6 protein-coding genes and 2 tRNA genes are annotated in these 19001 nt (G+C 60.8%); 2 read left to right on the top strand and 6 right to left on the bottom strand.

The genetic code is table 11. The annotated features are described in order from the left end of the window. Positions 1-9 precede the first annotated feature (9 nt). The 5 genes from IPI56_05005 to IPI56_04985 form a co-directional block, all read right to left on the bottom strand. Positions 10-82: transfer RNA gene (locus IPI56_05005), tRNA-Thr, on the bottom strand. Between the two features lie 134 nt (positions 83-216). After that, positions 217-287: transfer RNA gene (locus IPI56_05000), tRNA-Gln, on the bottom strand. A 90-nt stretch (positions 288-377) separates the two neighbouring features. Further along, on the bottom strand, positions 378-899 hold the full coding sequence (gene tpx / locus IPI56_04995; protein MBK7545094.1) for a thiol peroxidase: 522 nt from the start codon (positions 897-899) through the stop codon (positions 378-380). Between the two features lie 61 nt (positions 900-960). Further along, positions 961-2448 (bottom strand): glutamate--tRNA ligase, encoded by a 1488-nt coding sequence (locus tag IPI56_04990; GenBank protein ID MBK7545093.1) that lies wholly within the window; start codon positions 2446-2448, stop codon positions 961-963. A 1-nt stretch (position 2449) separates the two neighbouring features. After that, positions 2450-3322 carry an ATP phosphoribosyltransferase gene (locus tag IPI56_04985; GenBank protein ID MBK7545092.1) on the bottom strand — a complete coding sequence of 291 codons (873 nt, stop codon included), beginning with the start codon at positions 3320-3322 and terminating at the stop codon, positions 2450-2452. 107 nt (positions 3323-3429) lie between these two features. Here IPI56_04985 and IPI56_04980 point away from each other — a divergent pair, with 107 nt between their 5' ends. Together IPI56_04980 and IPI56_04975 are read left to right on the top strand one after the other, a co-directional pair. After that, positions 3430-4170, top strand: a complete 741-nt coding sequence (locus IPI56_04980) for a chlorite dismutase family protein (GenBank protein ID MBK7545091.1) — start codon at positions 3430-3432, stop codon at positions 4168-4170. Next, positions 4167-5168, top strand: a complete 1002-nt coding sequence (locus IPI56_04975; protein ID MBK7545090.1) for a zinc-binding dehydrogenase — start codon at positions 4167-4169, stop codon at positions 5166-5168. The genes IPI56_04980 and IPI56_04975 overlap by 4 nt, the downstream gene beginning before the upstream one ends. Positions 5169-5176: 8 nt before the next feature. Here IPI56_04975 and IPI56_04970 read toward each other — a convergent pair whose 3' ends face one another. Then, positions 5177-18967, bottom strand: a complete 13791-nt coding sequence (locus IPI56_04970; GenBank protein ID MBK7545089.1) for a hypothetical protein — start codon at positions 18965-18967, stop codon at positions 5177-5179. Positions 18968-19001: the final 34 nt, after the last annotated feature.

Below are 19001 nucleotides of genomic sequence, written 5' to 3'. Positions count from 1 at the left end.
AACAAAATCAGCTGGGAATCGGGATTGAACCGACGACCTCACCCTTACCAAGGGTGTGCTCTACCAACTGAGCTATCCCAGCAACAGGGACGTGATTATAACACTTTAACGGCAAAATCCCCACAACCGATTGCGGCCAAGGGAACCTCGCCGCGCCGAGGTTCCCGCCCAAGAACCATCAGAATTTATTTTTGGCCCAGAGGGCAAAAATAAATTCTGCCGGACTAGGATTCGAACCTAGACGACCAGGTTCAGAGCCTGGCAGGCTACCGTTACCTCATCCGGCAATAATTGGGTGCGGTGGGCAAACAAAATCGGCCGCGCGATTTAACGCGCGGCCGATTTTAGCAAAAACCGCCGAACTTAGGAACGGGGCGTTAAACCGCCACCGGTGACTTTAAAACGTTCAAAGCCGCTTCGTAGTTGGGATGGCTGGTCATTTCGGGAACGTATTCAACATAGGTCACAACGTCCTGGGCGTTCACCACAAAAATCGCCCGGGAAAGCAACCGAAGTTCTTTGATCAAAACGCCGTAGGCCTGACCAAAAGACCCGTCCCGGTGATCGGACACCGCCTGTAAATTCTTGATCCCTGCGGTTTGGCAAAAACGCCCTTGCGCAAAGGGAAGATCCATGCTGATGACGTAGGTTTGGACCCCGGCAAGTCCCGCCACGGCTTCGTTAAATTTGCGGGTTTCCTGATCGCAAACGGGGGTGTCGAGGCTGGGGACGGCCACAAAAAGCCGAGTTTTGCCCTTGGAGGATTCAAGAGTCACCGCGCTCAAATCGCCGGCCAACACTTTGAATTCCGGGGCCTTTTGTCCCACGCGAACCGCGGCTCCCTGCAGAGTTAAAGGATTGCCTTTAAAAGTGGTCCCACCCGCGCGTTCAACGCTCATATTTAGTCTCCTTGGAATTGATGTAAGGTCTTATTATGACAAATTTTGTCCGGTATATCCACTATAACGCACCAGCGTTCAATTTATCCAAGGTCGACTTCATCCGCTCCAGGGATCGATCCCGACCGAGCACCTCCAACATATGAAACAGGCTGGGCCCCTGGGTTCGACCGGAAACGGAAACCCGAACCGGGTGAAAGACCGCGGCGTTCTTGATCCCCCGGCGGAGGGCCAAGGCCTTTGCCCCTTCTTCCGTGGATAGCGCTGTAAAATCCTGCAAGGACGCGTAGGTTTCAATCGCGCCTTTGAGGACTTCCGAGACGTCGGGTTTTTTCAAGACCTTCTCAACGGAAACCGGATCGTATTCCACGTTTGACTTAAAGAAAAAATCGATCAAGCGGGGCACGTCGGTCAACAATTTCACCTTTTCGTGCTCCAAAGCCACCGCGGCCTCGATTTCCCCCCGCCGGGATTCCTCTTGCCCGTTCATGAACCCGGCTTTCTGGATGAAAGGCATGGCGCGCTCCACCAACTCCCGCACGGGCATTTTTCGAATGTACTCGCCGTTCATCCAAATCAACTTGTTGGGGTCGAAAATGGCGGGGCTCTTGCCGCACCGCTCCACGGTGAATTTTTGGACAAGTTCGTCCTGTGTGAACAAATCTTGGCTGTCCTCTGTGGACCATCCCAAAAGGGCCAAGTAGTTGCGCGTGGCCTCCGGCAGATAGCCCGCGTCCCGGTACTCCTCCACCGCCGTCGCCCCGTGGCGCTTGGAGAGGCGTTGACCGTCGGACCCCAAAATCATCGACAGGTGCGCGAACACCGGGGGCTTCCAACCCAGCGCCTCGTCGCACAAGACTTGCCGGGGTGTGTTGGACAGGTGGTCGTCCCCGCGGATCACATGGGTGATGTCCATGAGGTGGTCGTCCACCACGCAGGCAAAATTGTAGGTCGGCACACCGGAAGTTTTCACCATCACAAAGTCTTCAATGAGATTGTTTTCCCATTTCATCGGGCCGCGAATAATATCCTCGAAATGAACCCAGCCCTCTTGCGGTGTTTTGAAACGCACGGTGAACGGTTTGCCCTCTTTTAACAGCGCTTCGCGTTGGGCGGGGGTTTGATCGCGGTAGGGGCTGACAAATTTGGGAGGGCGTTTGAGTAATTGGTTGCGCTCCTTTTGCTTTTCCACCTCTTCCGGCGTGGCGAAGCAAAGGAAAGCTTTCCCGGCGGCGACCAGTTCGTCCGCGGCGCGTTTGTAATGGGTCAGCCGCTGCATCTGGAAATAAGGGCCGTGGGCGCCCTTCGCGGCGGCCGGGTCGGAGGCCGACAACGGGCCCTCGTCCCAATCGAGACCGAGCCACTTCAGACCGTTGAAAATCGCCTCGACCGAAGATTGGGTCGATCGGACTTCGTCGGTGTCCTCGATCCGGAGCAAAAACGCTCCCCCGGTGTGGCGGGCGTGGAGCCAATTAAAGAGGGCCGTCCGAGCGCCCCCGATGTGGAGGAACCCCGTGGGAGAAGGCGCAAAACGAACGCGAACCGTCATTTTAGTAGATGATCTTGTTGAGGGGGTATTCGATAATGCCTTCCGCGCCAGCACGCTTCAAGGCGGGAATCTGTTTTTTGACTTCCTTCTCGGGCATGATGACCTCAAGGGCGACCCAGCCCTCTTCGGTCAACTTCGAGATGGTCGGTTTGCGCAGCGCCGGCAACAACGCCGTGATGTCGGCCAAGCTTTTTTCGCGGAGGTTCATTTTGATCCCCACCAGGCCCTCGGCGGCCAGCGCGCCTTGCAGCAGGATCGCCATGTTTTCAATTTTTTGACGCTTCCAGGGGTCTTCCCAGGCCTTCGCGTTGCAAATAAAGCGTGTGGAGGACGTCAACAATTCGTCCACGATGCGCAGGCGGTTCGCCCGCAGGGACGAACCGGTCTCGGTGAGCTCCACAATGGCGTCGACGAAACGGCCGGCCTTGGCCTCCGTCGCGCCCCAGGAGAATTCGACTTTCGCTTCCACCTTGTTGTCCGCCAGGTATTTCTTGACGATATTGACGACTTCGGTGGCGATGCGTTTGCCCTGCAGGTCCTTCACGGACTTGATCGGCGACGCCTCCGGCACGCACAGCACCCAGCGGACGGGCCGGAACCCCGACTTGGCGTAAAGCAATTCGCACACTTCCTTGACCTGCGCGCCGGATTCCATGATCCAATCCTTCCCCGTCAACCCGGCGTCGAAGACGCCGTCTTCGACGTAGGTTGCCATCTCCTGGCTGCGGACCAGCATGATTTCCAATTCGTCGTCGTCGGAGGTCGGAAAATAGGAGCGATCGCTGGCGTGTACCCGAATGCCGGCTTTTTTGAAAAGTTCGATGGTCGATTCTTGAAGGCTGCCCTTGGGCATGCCGAGCTTGAGCTTGTTCATAGGATCTCCGAAAAGGATTTGAGGCTTGGGATTTTAGCAAAAGAGGACGATTCCCGGGTTACCCGCCCAATTTGGTAATATTTCTTTTTTCCCACAGGAGGCAATCCATGAGTCACCCCACGTCCCAACCCGCCGCTCGACCGGAGACCGCCGGCGCGGCGCCCGCGGCGCGCCAGTTCGTCAATTTCACGTTTTTCAAAATCGACCCGGCCTGGCGCCGCCTCTCGGAAACAGAGCGCGCCACCGGGCGCAAAGAAGCCGTCGAAGCCCTCGCGCCGTTTTCCTCCTCCGTCATCACCCTGGCCTATTCCACCTTCGGTTTCCGCCCGGAGACGGACTTTTTCCTCTGGCGCATTTCCTACCGGCTCGAGGATTTCGAAGAGATGTCCGCGGCCCTGCACCGTACGAGACTCGGCGGGTATTTGCTCACACCCCACGCCTTTCTCTCCCAATCGAAACGGTCGACTTACGTCGACAAACTCAACCCGGAGCACGAGGGCCAACGCACGAAAATCCAGCCGGGGCGTTACAAATACATCTTCGTCTATCCTTTCGTGAAAACCCGCGAGTGGTATCTGTTGTCGAAGGAGGACCGCCAGAAAATGATGGACGAGCACATCATGGTCGGGAACCGCTTCCCTTCCGTGAAGCTCAACACCACCTATTCTTTCGGACTCGACGACCAGGATTTCGTGGTCGCCTTCGAGTCCGATCACCCCGGGGATTTTCTCGATCTCGTCATGGCCCTGCGTGAAACCCAGGCCAGCCGCCACACCCTGCGGGACACCCCGCTCTTCACCGGCGTGCGGCGGTCCCTTGAAGAAACCCTGAACCTCGTCGCCGGATGAAGGCGGTCTTTTTCGCCGAACACGGCGGAATCGATAAATTGACCTGGGGGGATTTTCCCACCCCCGTTCCGGGGTCCGGCGAAACCCGGGTGCGGGTCAAAGCCTGCGGGTTGAACCGCCTGGACCTGCTGCTGCGCCAGGGAACGCCGGGGCTCCCCGTGCCTTTGCCGCACGTGTTGGGAGCCGATGTGGCGGGAACAACCGACGACGGCCGCCGCGTGATGGTTGCGCCCGGGCTCTCCTGCGGCGCCTGCCCGGCCTGCGCCACCGACCGAGACCACCTCTGCGACCGATTCGACATCCTGGGTCAAAACACCAACGGCGGGTACGCCCAATTCGTGGTGGTGCCCGATCGAAATCTCCTCCCCTTGCCGGACACGATCCCTTTCGAAGCGGCCGCCGCCTTTCCCCTCGTCTTCATGACCGCCTGGCACGCGCTGGTTTCATTGGCGGGTTTGACCCGGGGCGAAACGGCGTTGATCCACGCCGGCGGCAGCGGGGTGGGCACCGCCGCGATTCAAATCGCCCGGGAGCGGGGCGCGCGGGTCATGACCACGGTGGGGGCCCCCTGGAAAAAGGATCGGGCCATCGCCCTGGGGGCCGAAGAGGCGGTGGTGCGGACGGAGGAGGATTGGGCGACGGCGGCGGCGCGATGGACGGAAGGGCGCGGGGTGGACGTGGTGCTCGACACGGTCGGGCAAACGACTTTCGCCACCGACCTGCAATGCCTTCGGAGAGGCGGCCGTTTGGTGGCCTGCGGGTCGACATCCGGCCGGGAAGCGTCGTTCGATCTTCGTTCCCTTTTTGGGAAAAACATCACGGTTTTTGGAACCCGTTTGGGCCCGCGGCGCGCCTTGGAGGATGTTTTCGCGCTCTTTAAATCAGGACAATTCAAACCCGTTGTCGATCGGGTGTTCCCGCTGGCCCAGGCCGCGGCCGCCCAGTCCCACCTTCAACAAAATAAATCCTTTGGGAAAGTTGTTCTTACGACGGAGTAGAAGGCTTTTTACGCCTGGTAGCGCAAAACCCCTTCCTTTCGAAGCTCTTCGGACACCCGCCGCGCTTGATCCCGCACCAAACCGCCCATGACCGCCACCAACTCGGCGGCCAACCGGTCGGCCCAGGACCCCAAATGCCACGACACGCCCGGTTGATCAAGGCGGAACAGGAAGGGGTTCGACAATTCCGGAATGGTATTGAAAAGGCGCTCCGCGTCCACGCGCGTTTGTGTTTCGCTGTGGGTCGTGAATCCTTCCAGGGAACGGGCGAACACTTTTTGTCCCCGGGTTCGGGCGTGGATCGCCAATGAATCGAAATCCGTCGCCAAGCCGGCGCGCTGGGCTTTTCGGCCCAGGGCCTCAATGACCTCCGGAAGGGAACCATTCACCCCGGTCTCGGTGAGGAAGACAAAACGCCCCCTCGGCTTCAATTCGTCCCCCAATACATTCAGTCCGGAGTTCAAACGGGCTATTTGTTCCAATTGGGTCGTTTCGGAGGCCGTCATATCCCGTTCGGGATCGACCATCCCCGGGGACACATGAATCAAAACATCCCCGTCCCGGAGGATCGCCTCGTCAAAGACAATCTTGGAGTCTCGGAGCCGAACCCCCTGCAAAATCGCATGGCTGTAGAACCGGGCCGAACGGTTCAACGCCGCCGCCAAATTCCGCCGCCCCAACCAGGAAACCCCCATCTCCCCGAGCAACCGGATGTCCAAATCTTGAAAAGCCGGAAGAAGGGGATCCGCCCACTCGGCCTTTTTCTTCGATCGACCATCGTCGGCCAGAGTCAAGGCTCCCCCCAACGCGTGCAACCGGCCGACCAACCCGAAGACGCGATCCAGCGTCTCGGCGGCGTTCCGTCCCGCCGGGACTCCGCTGTTCGCTTCGGTTAGTATTTTTAACACGTCCCGCGTCAGGCGGGCCCGGAGCGATCGCCGGGGGTCATCCCCCCCTTCCCGCTCGATCAACTTGAGGAGGTTCGTTTCGAAGGAGTCCCGACGCTCGATCCAGGACGCGTCGGTCGAGGCCTCAAAGACCGCCTCCCACTCCGGCCCCGTGTTCGACCGACCTTCGGTTTTCGCCGTTTCTCCCGACAGACCGTTAACCCAGAGGGCCAATTTTTCCCGCCGGGATCGCCCCGCCTCATCCACATCGTCCCGCACGGTTTCAAGAGTGATCACCCGGGAAAGCGGCTGAATACGGCCCTCGGGAGCCAGGATTTTCAAGGCCTCCGCAACGGGACCTCGGGCGGGGCCTACCGTCGGAAGACCGAGCTCCGTTTTCGTTCCAAGGCGCGCCGCCGCCGCCAAACCGTGGGCGCGCGCGACCGCACCACCCACAGAGTCTTTAAAAATCGCCGCGTCCTCCATCCCTTCGACCCCTTCGGCGGAGAGTCCGAACTCCTCCAACACCCCGGCCGGCACACCTTCGGCCCGCGCCAAAGCGTGGCGGAGCGCGGCCTCCAAAAGGGTCTCGAAATACCCCGGGTAGACGGATTCAGACGCCACCCAACGATTCAAAGTGTCCTGGTGAATTCGGACTTGAACACGCCCCGAAGAGTGGTCGCGAACGGTCAACACGAACCGGTTTTCATTCGACGAGAAAGCCGCGCCGGACACCACCGTGACATCCCGGACCTGAAGGCGCGGATCGGCCAACCGGCGAACGACGCGATTGACGCGCCCCTGCAATTTTCGGTCGACGGGCGCCACCGCGTACCCCGCGGCTTGAAGAACCGCGTTCAACATCCATCTCGTCCAATGGGGCAGGCCGTAGGGACGCGCCCCCCGCGTCACCGGACCTGGCCCCTGGGGAGACGCCAACATCCACGCCACGATATTTCGACCCTGCGCGGCGTTCAACATAAATCGACTTTTTCCATCGGCGGGGGAAGCGGGGGTCCAGGCCCGCAACGCCCGACCAAGCAATTCGCCCATGGGGAAACGCCCGTAAAAACCACGGGCTTGATCCATCAACCATCCCATCGCTTTCTGGTCTCGACGGGATCTCTCGAGAAGAGCGGTCACGTCCAAAGCGTCCGAACCCGCCAATCTGTCCAAGGGGACCCCGGACGGACGAATGGCCAAAGCGTGCTCGATTTCCATCAGCCGGCGTGTGATTTCCCCCGCCAAGCTCTTCAGGGACGCGTCAAACACTTCCAAGGTGCCGGGCATGACGCGGGTGTATTCATCGGAAGAGACGGCCGAAGACAATCCCACCACGCGATGGAACTCCGCGCGGGCGATCTCCGCCAAATCGTCCGGCAGAGTTTGGGTGATAAATTCCTCCATGGTCCGGGAGCGTTCCGCCTCGGCCGCTCGGGCCTTTCGCGCCGCCTCCTGCATTTGTTTAGGGGGCACTTGGTCGCGGAACCGTTGCGCGGCGGCGGCCGCTTCGGCCATGCGTTCGTCGACATAGACTTTCAACCGGGAGGCGAAAACCCCCAATTCACGCGCGTTCGCGATCACCAACCGATCCCGGAATTCGCGCCCCACATTTTTTAACCACACATCCGGGGATTGCCCGTCGGCCTTCAACACTCTATTAACCTCTTTAAAGACACCGTGCTCCCGAAGACGGTTGCTGTAGAACCACAAAGCCAAGGGCCACCGACGCCCTTCCATTTCAATTTCCACCAACAAGGACACCGCCACTTGATTCAATTGTTCGATTACGTCTTTGTCCAGGGGCAAACGGCTCGTCAGTTTCAACCAATACAACTGAAGGTCGGTTTCCGGATCGTGGTAGGGCACCGCTTTGCCCTTAACGACACCGCCGGCGAATCCGGCCGACAGGGTCCCCACAAGAACGACCCCGGCCCCCAAATCATTCCCCAAGGTGTTCCAACCGGTCGCCGCGGCGGTGGTGATCGTCTCAAGATTCAGTCCACCGAGACCGGCAACCACCCCAAAGGCCAAGGCGACCCACAGGCCCCCAATAATTCCTTTACCCCCAACGGACCTCGGGGTTTTCGCGTCAATGCGCCGCAACAGCAATTTGGCCAGCGCTCGGTTTTGTTCGAAAGCCTCCCCGTCCATTTGGCCGCCGCTCATCAACCGGAAGGCTTCCGTGCGAAGCGCCATCAACAAGCGGGGGGTGTCGGCGTACAGATCCACCCGGTCGGAAAGCGTCCCCCAGATTTCCCGCCGTTTTTTTTCGTCACTGTGAATGGGTTCAAGCAGACGCTCCGCCACCGCCTTCACATCGGCCCTCATTTCACGCGTCAGTTGCCACCGGGACCGCACCGTTTCATGACGAACCAAGTAGGCCAGGGCCCCCCGTTCCGCCAGTTTGTACATATCGATGGTTTCGGTGTCCGCCATGACCGGTAAAAAGTCCGCGGCGGGGACGTTCACCACCGCCAAGCGAATGTCCACGATCATCCGCTCGGTCTTGGCCAACGCCCTTTCGGCGACGGCGCGCAGACCTTCGAACCGTTTTGATCGCGCCACGCTCTCGCCCACCAGATCCGAGGCGATTTCCTCGAAGAAATACCCCGCCATGTGTTCCACCGGTACCAAAACATCCTGGGCGTTGTCCGGAAACCCGCGCCATTCGGCACGCAATCGCCCCAGTTCCAGACCGGCCGTGGCCATCGCCGCCGTCACCGCCCGCCGATTCCCCGATTGCATGGCCCTCCGAACCCGCGCGGTGTGGGTTTGGGCCAATTCCAAAGCCCGCAACACCTCGACCCGTTGAAGAATCCGGAACAGGGCCATTTGACGGGGGCCGGGGGTGTCGTTCATCAGGTAGCGCAACGATCCGGAAAAAGCCTCCAGGGCGGCCGGATTCCGTCGAATGGAAAAAAGGAATCGATTCAAACGATCACCGAAAGCGGCATCGTTTTCAAAAGGCCCGCGCAGGTCATCAATCAATTCAAAAACGCGCGGCAAGACAACGGCCGACGCGGCGGTTCCGCCGAGCGTGGCGGCGAGCAGCGTCCCGCCCCAGGAGTCGCCGGGAACAATGGGAAGATCAAGCATCGCCGCAATATCCGCCGCGGACACCGGGGACGACCCCGCCAAGAGAAGCGAGAACAAAGCCCCCGTCGCGACCCACCGCAGGGCGGAGCGCCAAAGGGGGCGGGGCGCCGGCGCGGCCGCGTTGGGACCCGGGCCCCAAAGAGCGCGCATTTCCTCAACCAGTCTCCCGGGGAGAATCGACTCCGGGCTCAGCATCGACAGATCGATCGGGCTCGAGGCCGGGCGACGAACGTTCGGGGGGGCGGGAAAAGCGGGCCATTGAAAGGATCCGAAGAACCGGAGCGCCTTGCGTTCAAAATCTTCACGCACCACGGGCCAGCGGTATTCCAACCAAATGAAAAACTCCCTCTTAAGACGGCCCCCCCAGTACCCCATCGCCGCCAGGAAAGCCAGGCCCGCAACGACCGCTGAAACCAAAACCGCGTTCCCCCAGCGCCCCTCCCCCAACCAAGCGATAACAGTCTGGGCGTCCGGAGTCAGCCCCGCCAACCCGGCCTCAAAAATGGAACGATCAAGAACGCGCCCGTCCCCTATAAAAGCCGCGGCTTGAACGTCGTTCGTAAAGCCCCACAACACAAGAAAACCGGCCAATGGCGCCAACAGCGCGGAGAGCATCCCCCCCGTTCCACCGGTGTCTTTTTCATCCGTTTCAACCGAAAGCTCGGTTTCACCGCCCCCAAGAACGATGGCCGAAAAGACCAAGTTCCCGTCCGCATGGTCGACCCGGCTCACCGGTCTGGGTTTCACCGCCCCTTTGCGGGAGGCCCTTTCTTGTCGGTTCAAATAATCCTGGTAAGGGCGGGGGTCGGTTTCAAAAAACAACCCCGCCAAAACCTTTTCTTTGGTCCGCAGGTATCCGCCGAAAATATTAATCCCGTTTAGAGGGTTTAACAACAAGGGCTCATTCGCGTCGGGATAAAAGGGTCCGACGTCGGCCAAGCGCAGGGTCGGCAGTGGCCCCAGCAATGTCTCTTTTGCTTGAATGGAGATGCCATTCCATTCATCGAATGTTCCCTCAAAGACGACGACACGCGCGGAAGGATCGATGGTTTTCGCGCGATTGAAATCATCGGCCTTCAGCGTCTCCAACCCCGCGTATTCTGTTTCCGAAAAAATCCCGTTAAGTTCTTCGACGGCCCTGGGGTCCTTCTCAATGGCCACCACCCGTCGAGCACCCAACCGCAGGGCCGCCCAGGTCAAAATCCCGTTGCCCGCGCCGTCGTCTTCGACCACGGCGTTAACGAATTGGGAAGCGTTGGCCTGCATGGCCACCAGGAAAGGAACAACATAGGGGCCGAAATCGACTCCGCGCGGGACGAGGAACCCGAGGTTGTTGTCGCGTAATTCCTTTTGAAGATCCTCTTCCATCGCGAGGCCCTCCCCGGGGGTCTCCTCCGGCCGGACGGCCAACAAAGCGCCGACCCGAAGATAGCTCACAGGCATGTCGCTCGACAGAACGACTGGGTAAGATTGCCCTCCATGCGTGATCGTAAAGGTCTTCAAATCCGAACCGGGATTCAACCGGCGAATCGACTCCTCCAACCGAAGGAAAAATTGGCCCGTTTCGCCAGGACTCTTTCCGGAACCGGGCGCGGAGTCCCTCGCAGGTTTTGTTCTCGCAAGGGACGCGTGGTCCATGTTCAACACCGTTTCCATGAGCGACAGGGCGTTGCGGGATATCCGGTCGTAAGAAGTTTCCCCCAACAGGACAACGAAAGAATCCCCGGCCTTTTCGATTTCGGCGTTTTCCACTTTGGGAGGAGATTGGTCCCCGTGAATCGTCAAAACATGAAAAACATCGTCGATAAAACCCCGGGCGTTTTCCCGATCTTGAGGTGACAATTTCGAATTTTCGTCCACCCGGTTTTGGGCCCGGGGAACGAACTCCCGCAACCATTTCTCATGGGCTTCTTCATCTGTGGGGGACGCCGTGGTCGCGGCCCCCCCCCCGGGAATCTCGGTCGCCCCAGGGCTTGTGGGGGCCCGCGAACGAACGGCTTCGGGCGATGACGCGGAAAAGTACTGTCGAAACCGGTCCGGACTTGCCCGCCAGACCCATGCGATCGCGGCAGCGACGACCACCCCCCAAATTAAATAGGTGGAAAATTCGAGCGCAGCCGGTGACGCGGTTTCAACCGCGCTGTAGGCGGGGGTGGCGCTCAGCAAGCCCACCAGGCCGGTCAACACCGGCGCCAGTAGAACGGGGAGGACGGTGGAGGGCGTCAACCCGTTCTTTTTCCGCACGCTCACATAGGCTCCTGACCCAAAACGATTGCGCAGGTCGCTTTCCAAGAAGGGAAGGAATCCGCGGGGGCACGCCACCAGCGTTTGCATTTGGACATCCCCGTTGGCCAAGGTGTCCACCGCGATGTTGGTTTCGATGTTTGTTTCCCGCAACGCTTCCAAGAATTCCACGTCCGGCTCGGGGGCGCCCGGCCGCGCGCCGCTTCGCGGAGCGATCACTTCCACGTTGAGAAGAAGGGGATCTTCAATCGTCCGGGGAACATCGGCGATTTGCATCTGTATATCGGCCAGGGCTCTATCCAACAGGGCCGACCGGGTTTTGACCGCCAATTGAATGACGTAGGATTCCCGGCTTCCGCCGTTGGTCTGCGGTAAATAAATGAAATCGTTGACCTTAATGCGGTAACTCTTGAGGATCTTCACCACGTCCAAAAGGGCGGCGGGGCGGTCGTGGCGTCCCGTGATTTCGACGATCTCATACCCCTCGCGATACAAATCGACTTTTTCCCCATTGACCGTCGCCGTCATCCCCACCGCCGGACCCCGGCGGGCTTTCACGGTATCGATCGTGAGGTATTCGGCCACTTCGCGGGACAGACCCTCGCGCGCCGCTCCGGTCAGAAGGCCCAGGTAGGCGTAGAGTTCCATGACGTTCCCGCCGAACCCCATGCTTTTTGCCAACCGGGTCAACTGACGAATCTCGAAATCGGTGATGTCCGGGACACGACTGAAAGGGGCGTCGTTAAAGAAGGCGGCAACCGCGGTGCGCCGCCCCTGATCCGCCAGTTGTTTGAGAGTGAGCTCTCCTTTGGACAGGGTGGCCATCACCAGGGTCCGGGGGCGTTGAGAAAGGGCGAGGATCTCCTCCATCGCGGCTTCGTTCGTCCCCGGGCGCGCCGCGTCCGGGGGCAACAAAGCCAGGATGGCGCCCGGAGACAAAGGATGACCCTCGTTCAAGGGAAAACGCGCCGGCCGGCCGTCCCTCCCGAGGGAGATCTCCTCAAACCCCTGGTACTCCGCCTTCAACGCGTTGACCCGCCAGTGGGACGCGGCGTCGCCGGGGAAGAGCCCGCCGCGGGGCAAATCGATCATTCGGATCGGAACGCTTTGTCCATTGGGGGTTTCCACGTTGACATAAACAAAACCGTTTTCACGGGCCCGTCGCTGGAAGTGTTTGAGGTCGTCCCGAAGGTTTCCGGTGTATTCAAAACGGTCGATTTGCACCCAACCGCTTGGTTTGATTTCTTTGCCGAGTCCGTAAACCCACCGGGCCGCCACCCCTTCTTTCGATCGAAGGAAATCATCGGAATCAAACACTTGGACTTCAAGACGGGCGTTGGCGAAACCGTCCACCGCGGACAATACGCTGACGAATTTATGGATGCTGTAATCGGCCCCGATGTGGGTTTCGACGTTGTCTTCCAAGAATTGCCCAGCGTTTAATTTTTGCAATGCCGCGCGGACGGCTCCCGGCTGGCCGCTGGCGTTTTCATAGGCCACGTAAAAACCGAACAGATCTTTGACATCCTCTAAGGACGCCCGTTTGTTGGCCAACTTTTGCGAAATGGACCACAGCCCTTTGACCCGCCCGTGGACTTCCGCGTTGTTCACCCCCTCCGCGGCCAACAGCGTTTCAAACTCCGGAATCAACTTTTGGAACCGCTCCCGGGCTTCCTCATAAGACAACCCGGTCACCCGTTGAAAATCTTTTTTCAAGCGAAAATACCGGGCGGGCTGGGCCAGGCGGAAAACCTCATCCAATATTTGGGTGCCCGCGCCCGTTTGCCCGAACCGTTCGGCAAAACGGGCGTGCACATCGCTGATCTCCTGGGCGAGCCGGCGTATTTCCACGTCCGGGGAGCGGGTCCCGTCCCCCGTGCGCGCCTTCAATTCGGCCAATTTGCCCGCCCACAGCAGTTGGGCCACGAGATCCGGGTCCTCCGTCCCCAACCGCTGAATGATGACCCCCATTTGGTTGCGAATGGCGCCCAGGGACCGCTCGGCGGGACGATAACTCACCAAATGCGCTGCCGCCCAGGGCGCGGCCAACTCGCGGATCCACCGGAGGCTTTCCACCCGTTGGACCCCGAAGCCTTTCTTTTCAATGTATTTCCAAAACGCCTCTCCCGCGGCGGGGGATTGAATGCCGACGCCGGCGATCATCCCGGCCACCAGGACCCGCTCGTTGCCCTCAAAGCGGGCGATGTTTTGAGCCACGTCGAGGCCGTATCGGACAGCGGATTGGTGTTCGGGAAATTCCGCGCTGAAGTCGGACAAGAGGTTGGCCGCTTGGGTGAGGGAACGTTGTGTTTCCGACCATTTGTTTTCCGCCACGCCTCCCCCGGCGCGCGCGGATCGCAGGAGTTGATGCAATCTCTCCACCGCGTTGAAACCCGGGGGCCCACGGACACTCCCAGCGCCCTCCCCGCGCGTGAGCGCGATTAAATAAAGAACGCCTCTTTCGGCCCAAGTCAATGAGTAGCGCGCGTAAAGCGCATCGATCTCGGCGAGAATTTGGGCGGAGGAAGGATTGCCATCCAATCGAATTGCCCGCAGCGCACCGGCCAAGCGGTCCGTCAAGGGGGGTCCCCGAATTAAGTAGGTGTCCCGCAATTCCAGAGACGTGAGAGCCCCGGCGTCCGTCATTTCCCATAGCAGCGCTCGGTCCTGCTCAAGGGCGGCGCCGGCGCGGATCAAATCCACAAACGTGTTGGCGTCCCGCGGCAGAACTTTGCCTTGAAGAAACGCCGCGGCTTTGCCCGTGCCAAACAGCCCATCGGCCAAGGGCCCTTGGATCGGTGAAACAGCGGCGATCAATCCGTCGGCGGAAGAAACCGCCCCCACCGCCCGCCGAACCGCTTCGTAAGGGGTGGAGGGGGCGTAGGGGTCGGTGCGCGGTCCCCGGGCGTAAACGGGGGCGGCCAGTCGAATGGCGAAATGCAACGCCTCCCGGTCCGCGGGAGAAAAGGGCAGGCGTCGTTGGCGGAATGAGTTCTCCGTTTCATCCAAAAAATTGTTGAGCTCCACCAACCCCACGCGCACGGTGCCTTGAAGATCTGTTTCCCCCCCTTTTCCGGTCGCCGGGTCGGGGTTCAGCGGTTGTTTGGGCGAACGCAAGGCGTTTCCCGTGGCGGCCGCGGGAGCAACGGGCGGAACTTTGTATTTGTTACCTGGGATCAAGCTTAAGCGGTATTTTTCGGGGACCAGGAAATTCCATCCCGCGTGGGAGGCGTACGCCATCACTAAGGAAGCGAAGGGAATCCCCGCGATTTCAAAAACAGGGTGAATCGATTGGGCGGGATCTACAGAACCCACGGACAGGGCGGCCGCGTTGATCAAGAGGGAGATGAAAAGACGTGCCAAAAACTGTCCCCCATCCTGTCGCAACGCCGGGGGTCCCCGGGTGAGGCCGGGCAACCCGTGAATCAAGGTGAACAACGCGGAACCGGCCACCACCGCCAAGCCCCACCCCATCAAGGGAGACAACAGCCACGCCACGCCCGGCAAGCCGAACAGTTCCACTGCGGGAATGATAAAGGCCTGTGCGTACCGACTCCCCAACCACAAACGCACCCGGTGCTCGGAAACGCCCACGCGCTCCAGCAAACGCGCGTAGGCGCGGTACAACAGACTTCCCAATTCCTCGGGCGCCCGGGCAAACAAAACCGATTCGGCCCTTTCAGCGTCCCCCATTTGGGATTGGCGGTAAAGGACCATCATTCGGCCCGCTTTGTCGGGATCGTAAGTCAACTCAATGAAGTTGGCCCCCGCTCGAACATCGAACACCGCTTTTAAATTTTCCTGGAGGGCGCCGCGCACCAAGTCGCTTCCCAAATAAGCGGTGGCTTCCCGCGAATAGGTTTCCAGCAATTCCTCCACATGGGCCATGGTGTCGAGCATCCCCCCGGTTGAGCTCGCCAACTCTTTGAAATTCCGGCCCCTCACGCGATAGACGATCGCCCGGGGCTGGGCCATGACACGCCCTTCGGCCACGTTCAAACTTTTGCGGAACGCCTCCATCATCTGTCCCAGCGGAAGATTATGGTTGGTCGGCCCCCCGGAGGGCACGGCCGCGAAAACGGTGTCAACGCTCCGACCAAAAATCGGAGACCGGCCAGCCGACCCGTTGGTGACCGTTTCGGTCACGTGTTTCACAAAGGCCGCAATGGCCCGATTGCCTTTTTCATAATCCGATCCCTGGTATGCGTGAAAGGCGCGTTTTTGAATGAAAGAATCCACCCGCCGCAACAGGGCCCCCGGGACCCACCGGCGAAAACGGGCGGGAACCCGCCGCAGGGTGTCGTTGACCCGGCGGACGACCGCCCCCCGGTGCGTGGGGGTGTAACGGACCACGGTAAAAACCAGGAGATCCAGGTCCTCCCCGCGACGGTCCTTTACGGCCGACCAGAATTCCGAAAGCGACCGAACCGGCGTTTCCCCATCGGCGGCCAGAGCCGCCGAGCCCGCCGTTTTTTTGCCGGTGCGAAGTTCCTCGCGCAACCCACGAACGTGCTCCACCGTCACGGACCCCTTTTTCAGGACACCGGTCAATTCTTCGACATCGGCGGGAGCGTAAACCCGGTTGCGACCTCTGTTTTTCGCTTCCCCCAAGGCGTCGTTGGCGAAGCGTTGGATCCACACGGCCAAAGCGCGCGCGTTGTCGGCCAGAGCGGTCCCCGCAACGGAAATCAGCAGACTTTTCGCCACCCCGGCGGACACAACCCCCATGGACACGCTGAAAGGCCCCAACCCCAATCGTTCCACGAGGCGTTCCCGAACGCGCACCGAGGAGCCCAACGCGCGCCGCAATCCGGAGGAGGCCCTCAGACCTCGACCGGCGCGGAGCGTCACCAAGGTGAACCCGTTTCCGAACCGCACCAAACGATAGGGCCCGTCCGGGGTCCTGGCTTCGACCCAACGGCGCACGCGTTCGGCCACGTCGGCCTGAACCGCGGGGTTGTCGGGGTCGGGGTGGGTGATGTGGAAGAATTGATAGCGTCCGATGAAATGCGCGTTCAACCGCTGTCCGACCTCGACCAACCGTCGGGGCGCGTCCTTCCCCCGGGCGACCCCGCGGAATTCATCCCCGCCGGCTCCGGCGTAAATGTCCGCCCCCGCCTCTTTCATGGCGGCCGCCAAAGCGGCTCGGATTTCCCAGAAAGGGGCGGGCCCTCGGGCCGCGATGAGATCCGGGGAATTGGATTCTTGGATCGACCCCACGGCGATTTTACCGATGGACGCGTTGTTTTTTGCGCTCAAATCGAAATCCCCCGAGAACACATGGACATCGGGGTTCCCGGTTTCCATCGCCTCCCCAATGGCCACGTCGCCCGCGTCGCGCGCGCCCCAAGGGTCGCGGCCCTGGGGAAATGGCGTGGTGTCTAGCGGCGGGGAGGCCGTGGGGAGGGGCGCGCGCCGTCGGGAAGAAATCGCCGTGATTAAAAATAGGCTGTCCCACCTCTCCCGCAACCGGCGCGCCAGAGACGACGCCGGGGGAGCGGACTCGAGGTAGACCTCGGTGTCCCCCACGGTTCCGTGGTAGTCGGGGTCGGCGTCCGCCGCGGGGGCGGTCGTCGCGACCCACCGTTTCCTTTGCCCGTCCTCGGTTTGAATGGTTAAAACGGCTTCGGTCGGCGAACGGGCCCGACCCGACACTTTTTCAATCACCGGCCAGGACTGTAGGGATTCCGCGGCCGCCGCGCTCAGCGGGGCGTTGGTGGCGAAAATCGTCAAGGAAGCCAACAGGGCCGCTTTGAGAATGACAAGGCGGCGGGCGATCGGCATTTTCGCGTTCGACAGAGCCGTCAGGCGGGGCGTCGGGATATTGAGTGTTTCCCCCGCAAAAAGTTTTTCCAAAGGAGCGGGGTCGCGCGCCAGGAGATCCAGTGTTTTGCTGGACGCCGGGGGCGCGCCCGTGATTTTGGGCGTGACCACCGCGTAGGAAACGCCTTGTTGCCGCAGCAAATGGGTCAATCCCTCGGTGTGAAATCCCCCCGCGACCAACACGGCGGCCTTTCTTTTTTCGGCGCGCATCTTATCCAAGAGCCCCCGGACGAGGGCGGTGTTTCGGTTGACGGCGTCCCCGCAAAAGGCCTCAAAGGGGCGGAACAGGTCCTCCGACGGAGACACGAGATCGGTGTCCAACCCGACTTCCGCCGCGAGCGTCGCGATTTCTTTCCCCAGCTCGTGAAGCGCCGCGGCGTGGGTTTCGTGGTACCGCCAATCCATCGGGGTGTAGGCGTGACGGGCCAATCGTTCCACCAAGGCCAAATGCCGCACCGCCGTCATCACCCGGCGCTCCTCGGTGGTCAAAGCCAGGAGGTTTTGCACTTCCAATTGAAGGGCTTCGAGTTCAACGAAGAGGTCGTTGCGGTTGATGCGCTCGGCCAAGAGGATATACCGGATGTAGTTGTTGAAATGTTCGTAACCGTCCAACGCGACACCGTTGCGCAAACACATCCCCCGGAAAAACCGATGGAATTCCCCGTAGGTCACCCGCCCAAGTCGGTGGAGGGCGCTCTGGGCCACCAGCCGGTCCAATTCGGAACGCGGGAGGGCGCGCGCCAGACGGTCCAGAATCAGCGCCCGCTCCGATTCAATTTTCTTTTTGTCGAGGAGAGCTTCCCATTCCAGCGCGTCCGCCAGGAGATGCAGATTGCCGTAACGGAGGGTCGGGGTGGGGGCCACCCGCAGGAGGTACTTCACCGTGTCCCCCAAGGACGCCGCCCCGCTTTGATAGCCCGACCATCGACGGTCAAATTCCATCAACCGCGTGGGCAGGCGGCGGTCTTTGACTTTTTCGAGGACCGCGCGCGCTTTCACCGTGAAAGCCTCGAAAGACGGACGCCGTCGGGCCGACTCCTTCACCACCGCCAAATTCGACTCGTAAAGTTTGGAATCCTCAATGCCCCAGAGGAGCGGGGGTTGGGCCAAGGTGAGACCGGCGAATTCGGGACCGCCCAGGAACCCCTCGACCATGAGATGGTCGGCCACCGCGCGCAGAAGCCCGGCGTCCGGGTAGGAACGGAACGCCCCCAAAGCGAATTCCCCTTGCGCGCCCTCCAGGCCCACCAGGGACACCCCCCGGGCGTCCTGAAGGTCCGACAATAGACCCGCGATGTGCCGCTGGGCCTCGACGGAATCGTGCAGATCTTGCAGGTGAATCACCAGGGGCGCGTCGGGGCGGTTCGAGAGGTAAACGTCGCGGACGGTGCCGTGCGGGGCGACGACGTCCGCCAACCACCGGGGAAGGTCGATTTCCGAAACCCGCCGAAAAGCCGTCCCCGCCACCGCGGCGGAATCGGTTTCACTCGAGGGAGGAGCCCCCAACACCCGGGGCTGGTATGACGGAAGGTCAAAACCCGCCGGAAGAGCGGCCACGACCAGGGGAGCGGCCGTCTTCTTCGTCGCCGGAGGCTGACGCTGACGGATCGCGTCGCGACGGGCGGACCAGAAACCGGACTCGGCGGCGTGGGCTCCCGCCACGTTGGTGAGGAGGTAAACGGCGGCCACGGCGCCCGACAGGAATTTACGGGTCCGGGACCACGGGATCGGGAAAAGGTCCATCACGCCCTAAGAATACCCGGAATAGGTTAAGAACGCA

This window comes from Elusimicrobiota bacterium (assembly GCA_016706425.1).
Lineage (GTDB): Bacteria > Elusimicrobiota > Elusimicrobia > FEN-1173 > FEN-1173 > JADJJR01.
Note: the sequence above shows the minus strand (reverse complement) of the source record. Positions and strands in the feature narration are given on the sequence as shown.

What these genes read in the sequence shown, in the direction of transcription:
- tpx (MBK7545094.1), bottom strand. Translation starts at nt 899, where the DNA reads ATGAGCGTTGAACGCGCGGGTGGGACCACTTTTAAAGGCAATCCTTTA.
- IPI56_04990 (MBK7545093.1), bottom strand. Translation starts at nt 2,448, where the DNA reads ATGACGGTTCGCGTTCGTTTTGCGCCTTCTCCCACGGGGTTCCTCCAC.
- IPI56_04985 (MBK7545092.1), bottom strand. Translation starts at nt 3,322, where the DNA reads ATGAACAAGCTCAAGCTCGGCATGCCCAAGGGCAGCCTTCAAGAATCG.
- IPI56_04980 (MBK7545091.1), top strand. Translation starts at nt 3,430, where the DNA reads ATGAGTCACCCCACGTCCCAACCCGCCGCTCGACCGGAGACCGCCGGC.
- IPI56_04975 (MBK7545090.1), top strand. Translation starts at nt 4,167, where the DNA reads ATGAAGGCGGTCTTTTTCGCCGAACACGGCGGAATCGATAAATTGACC.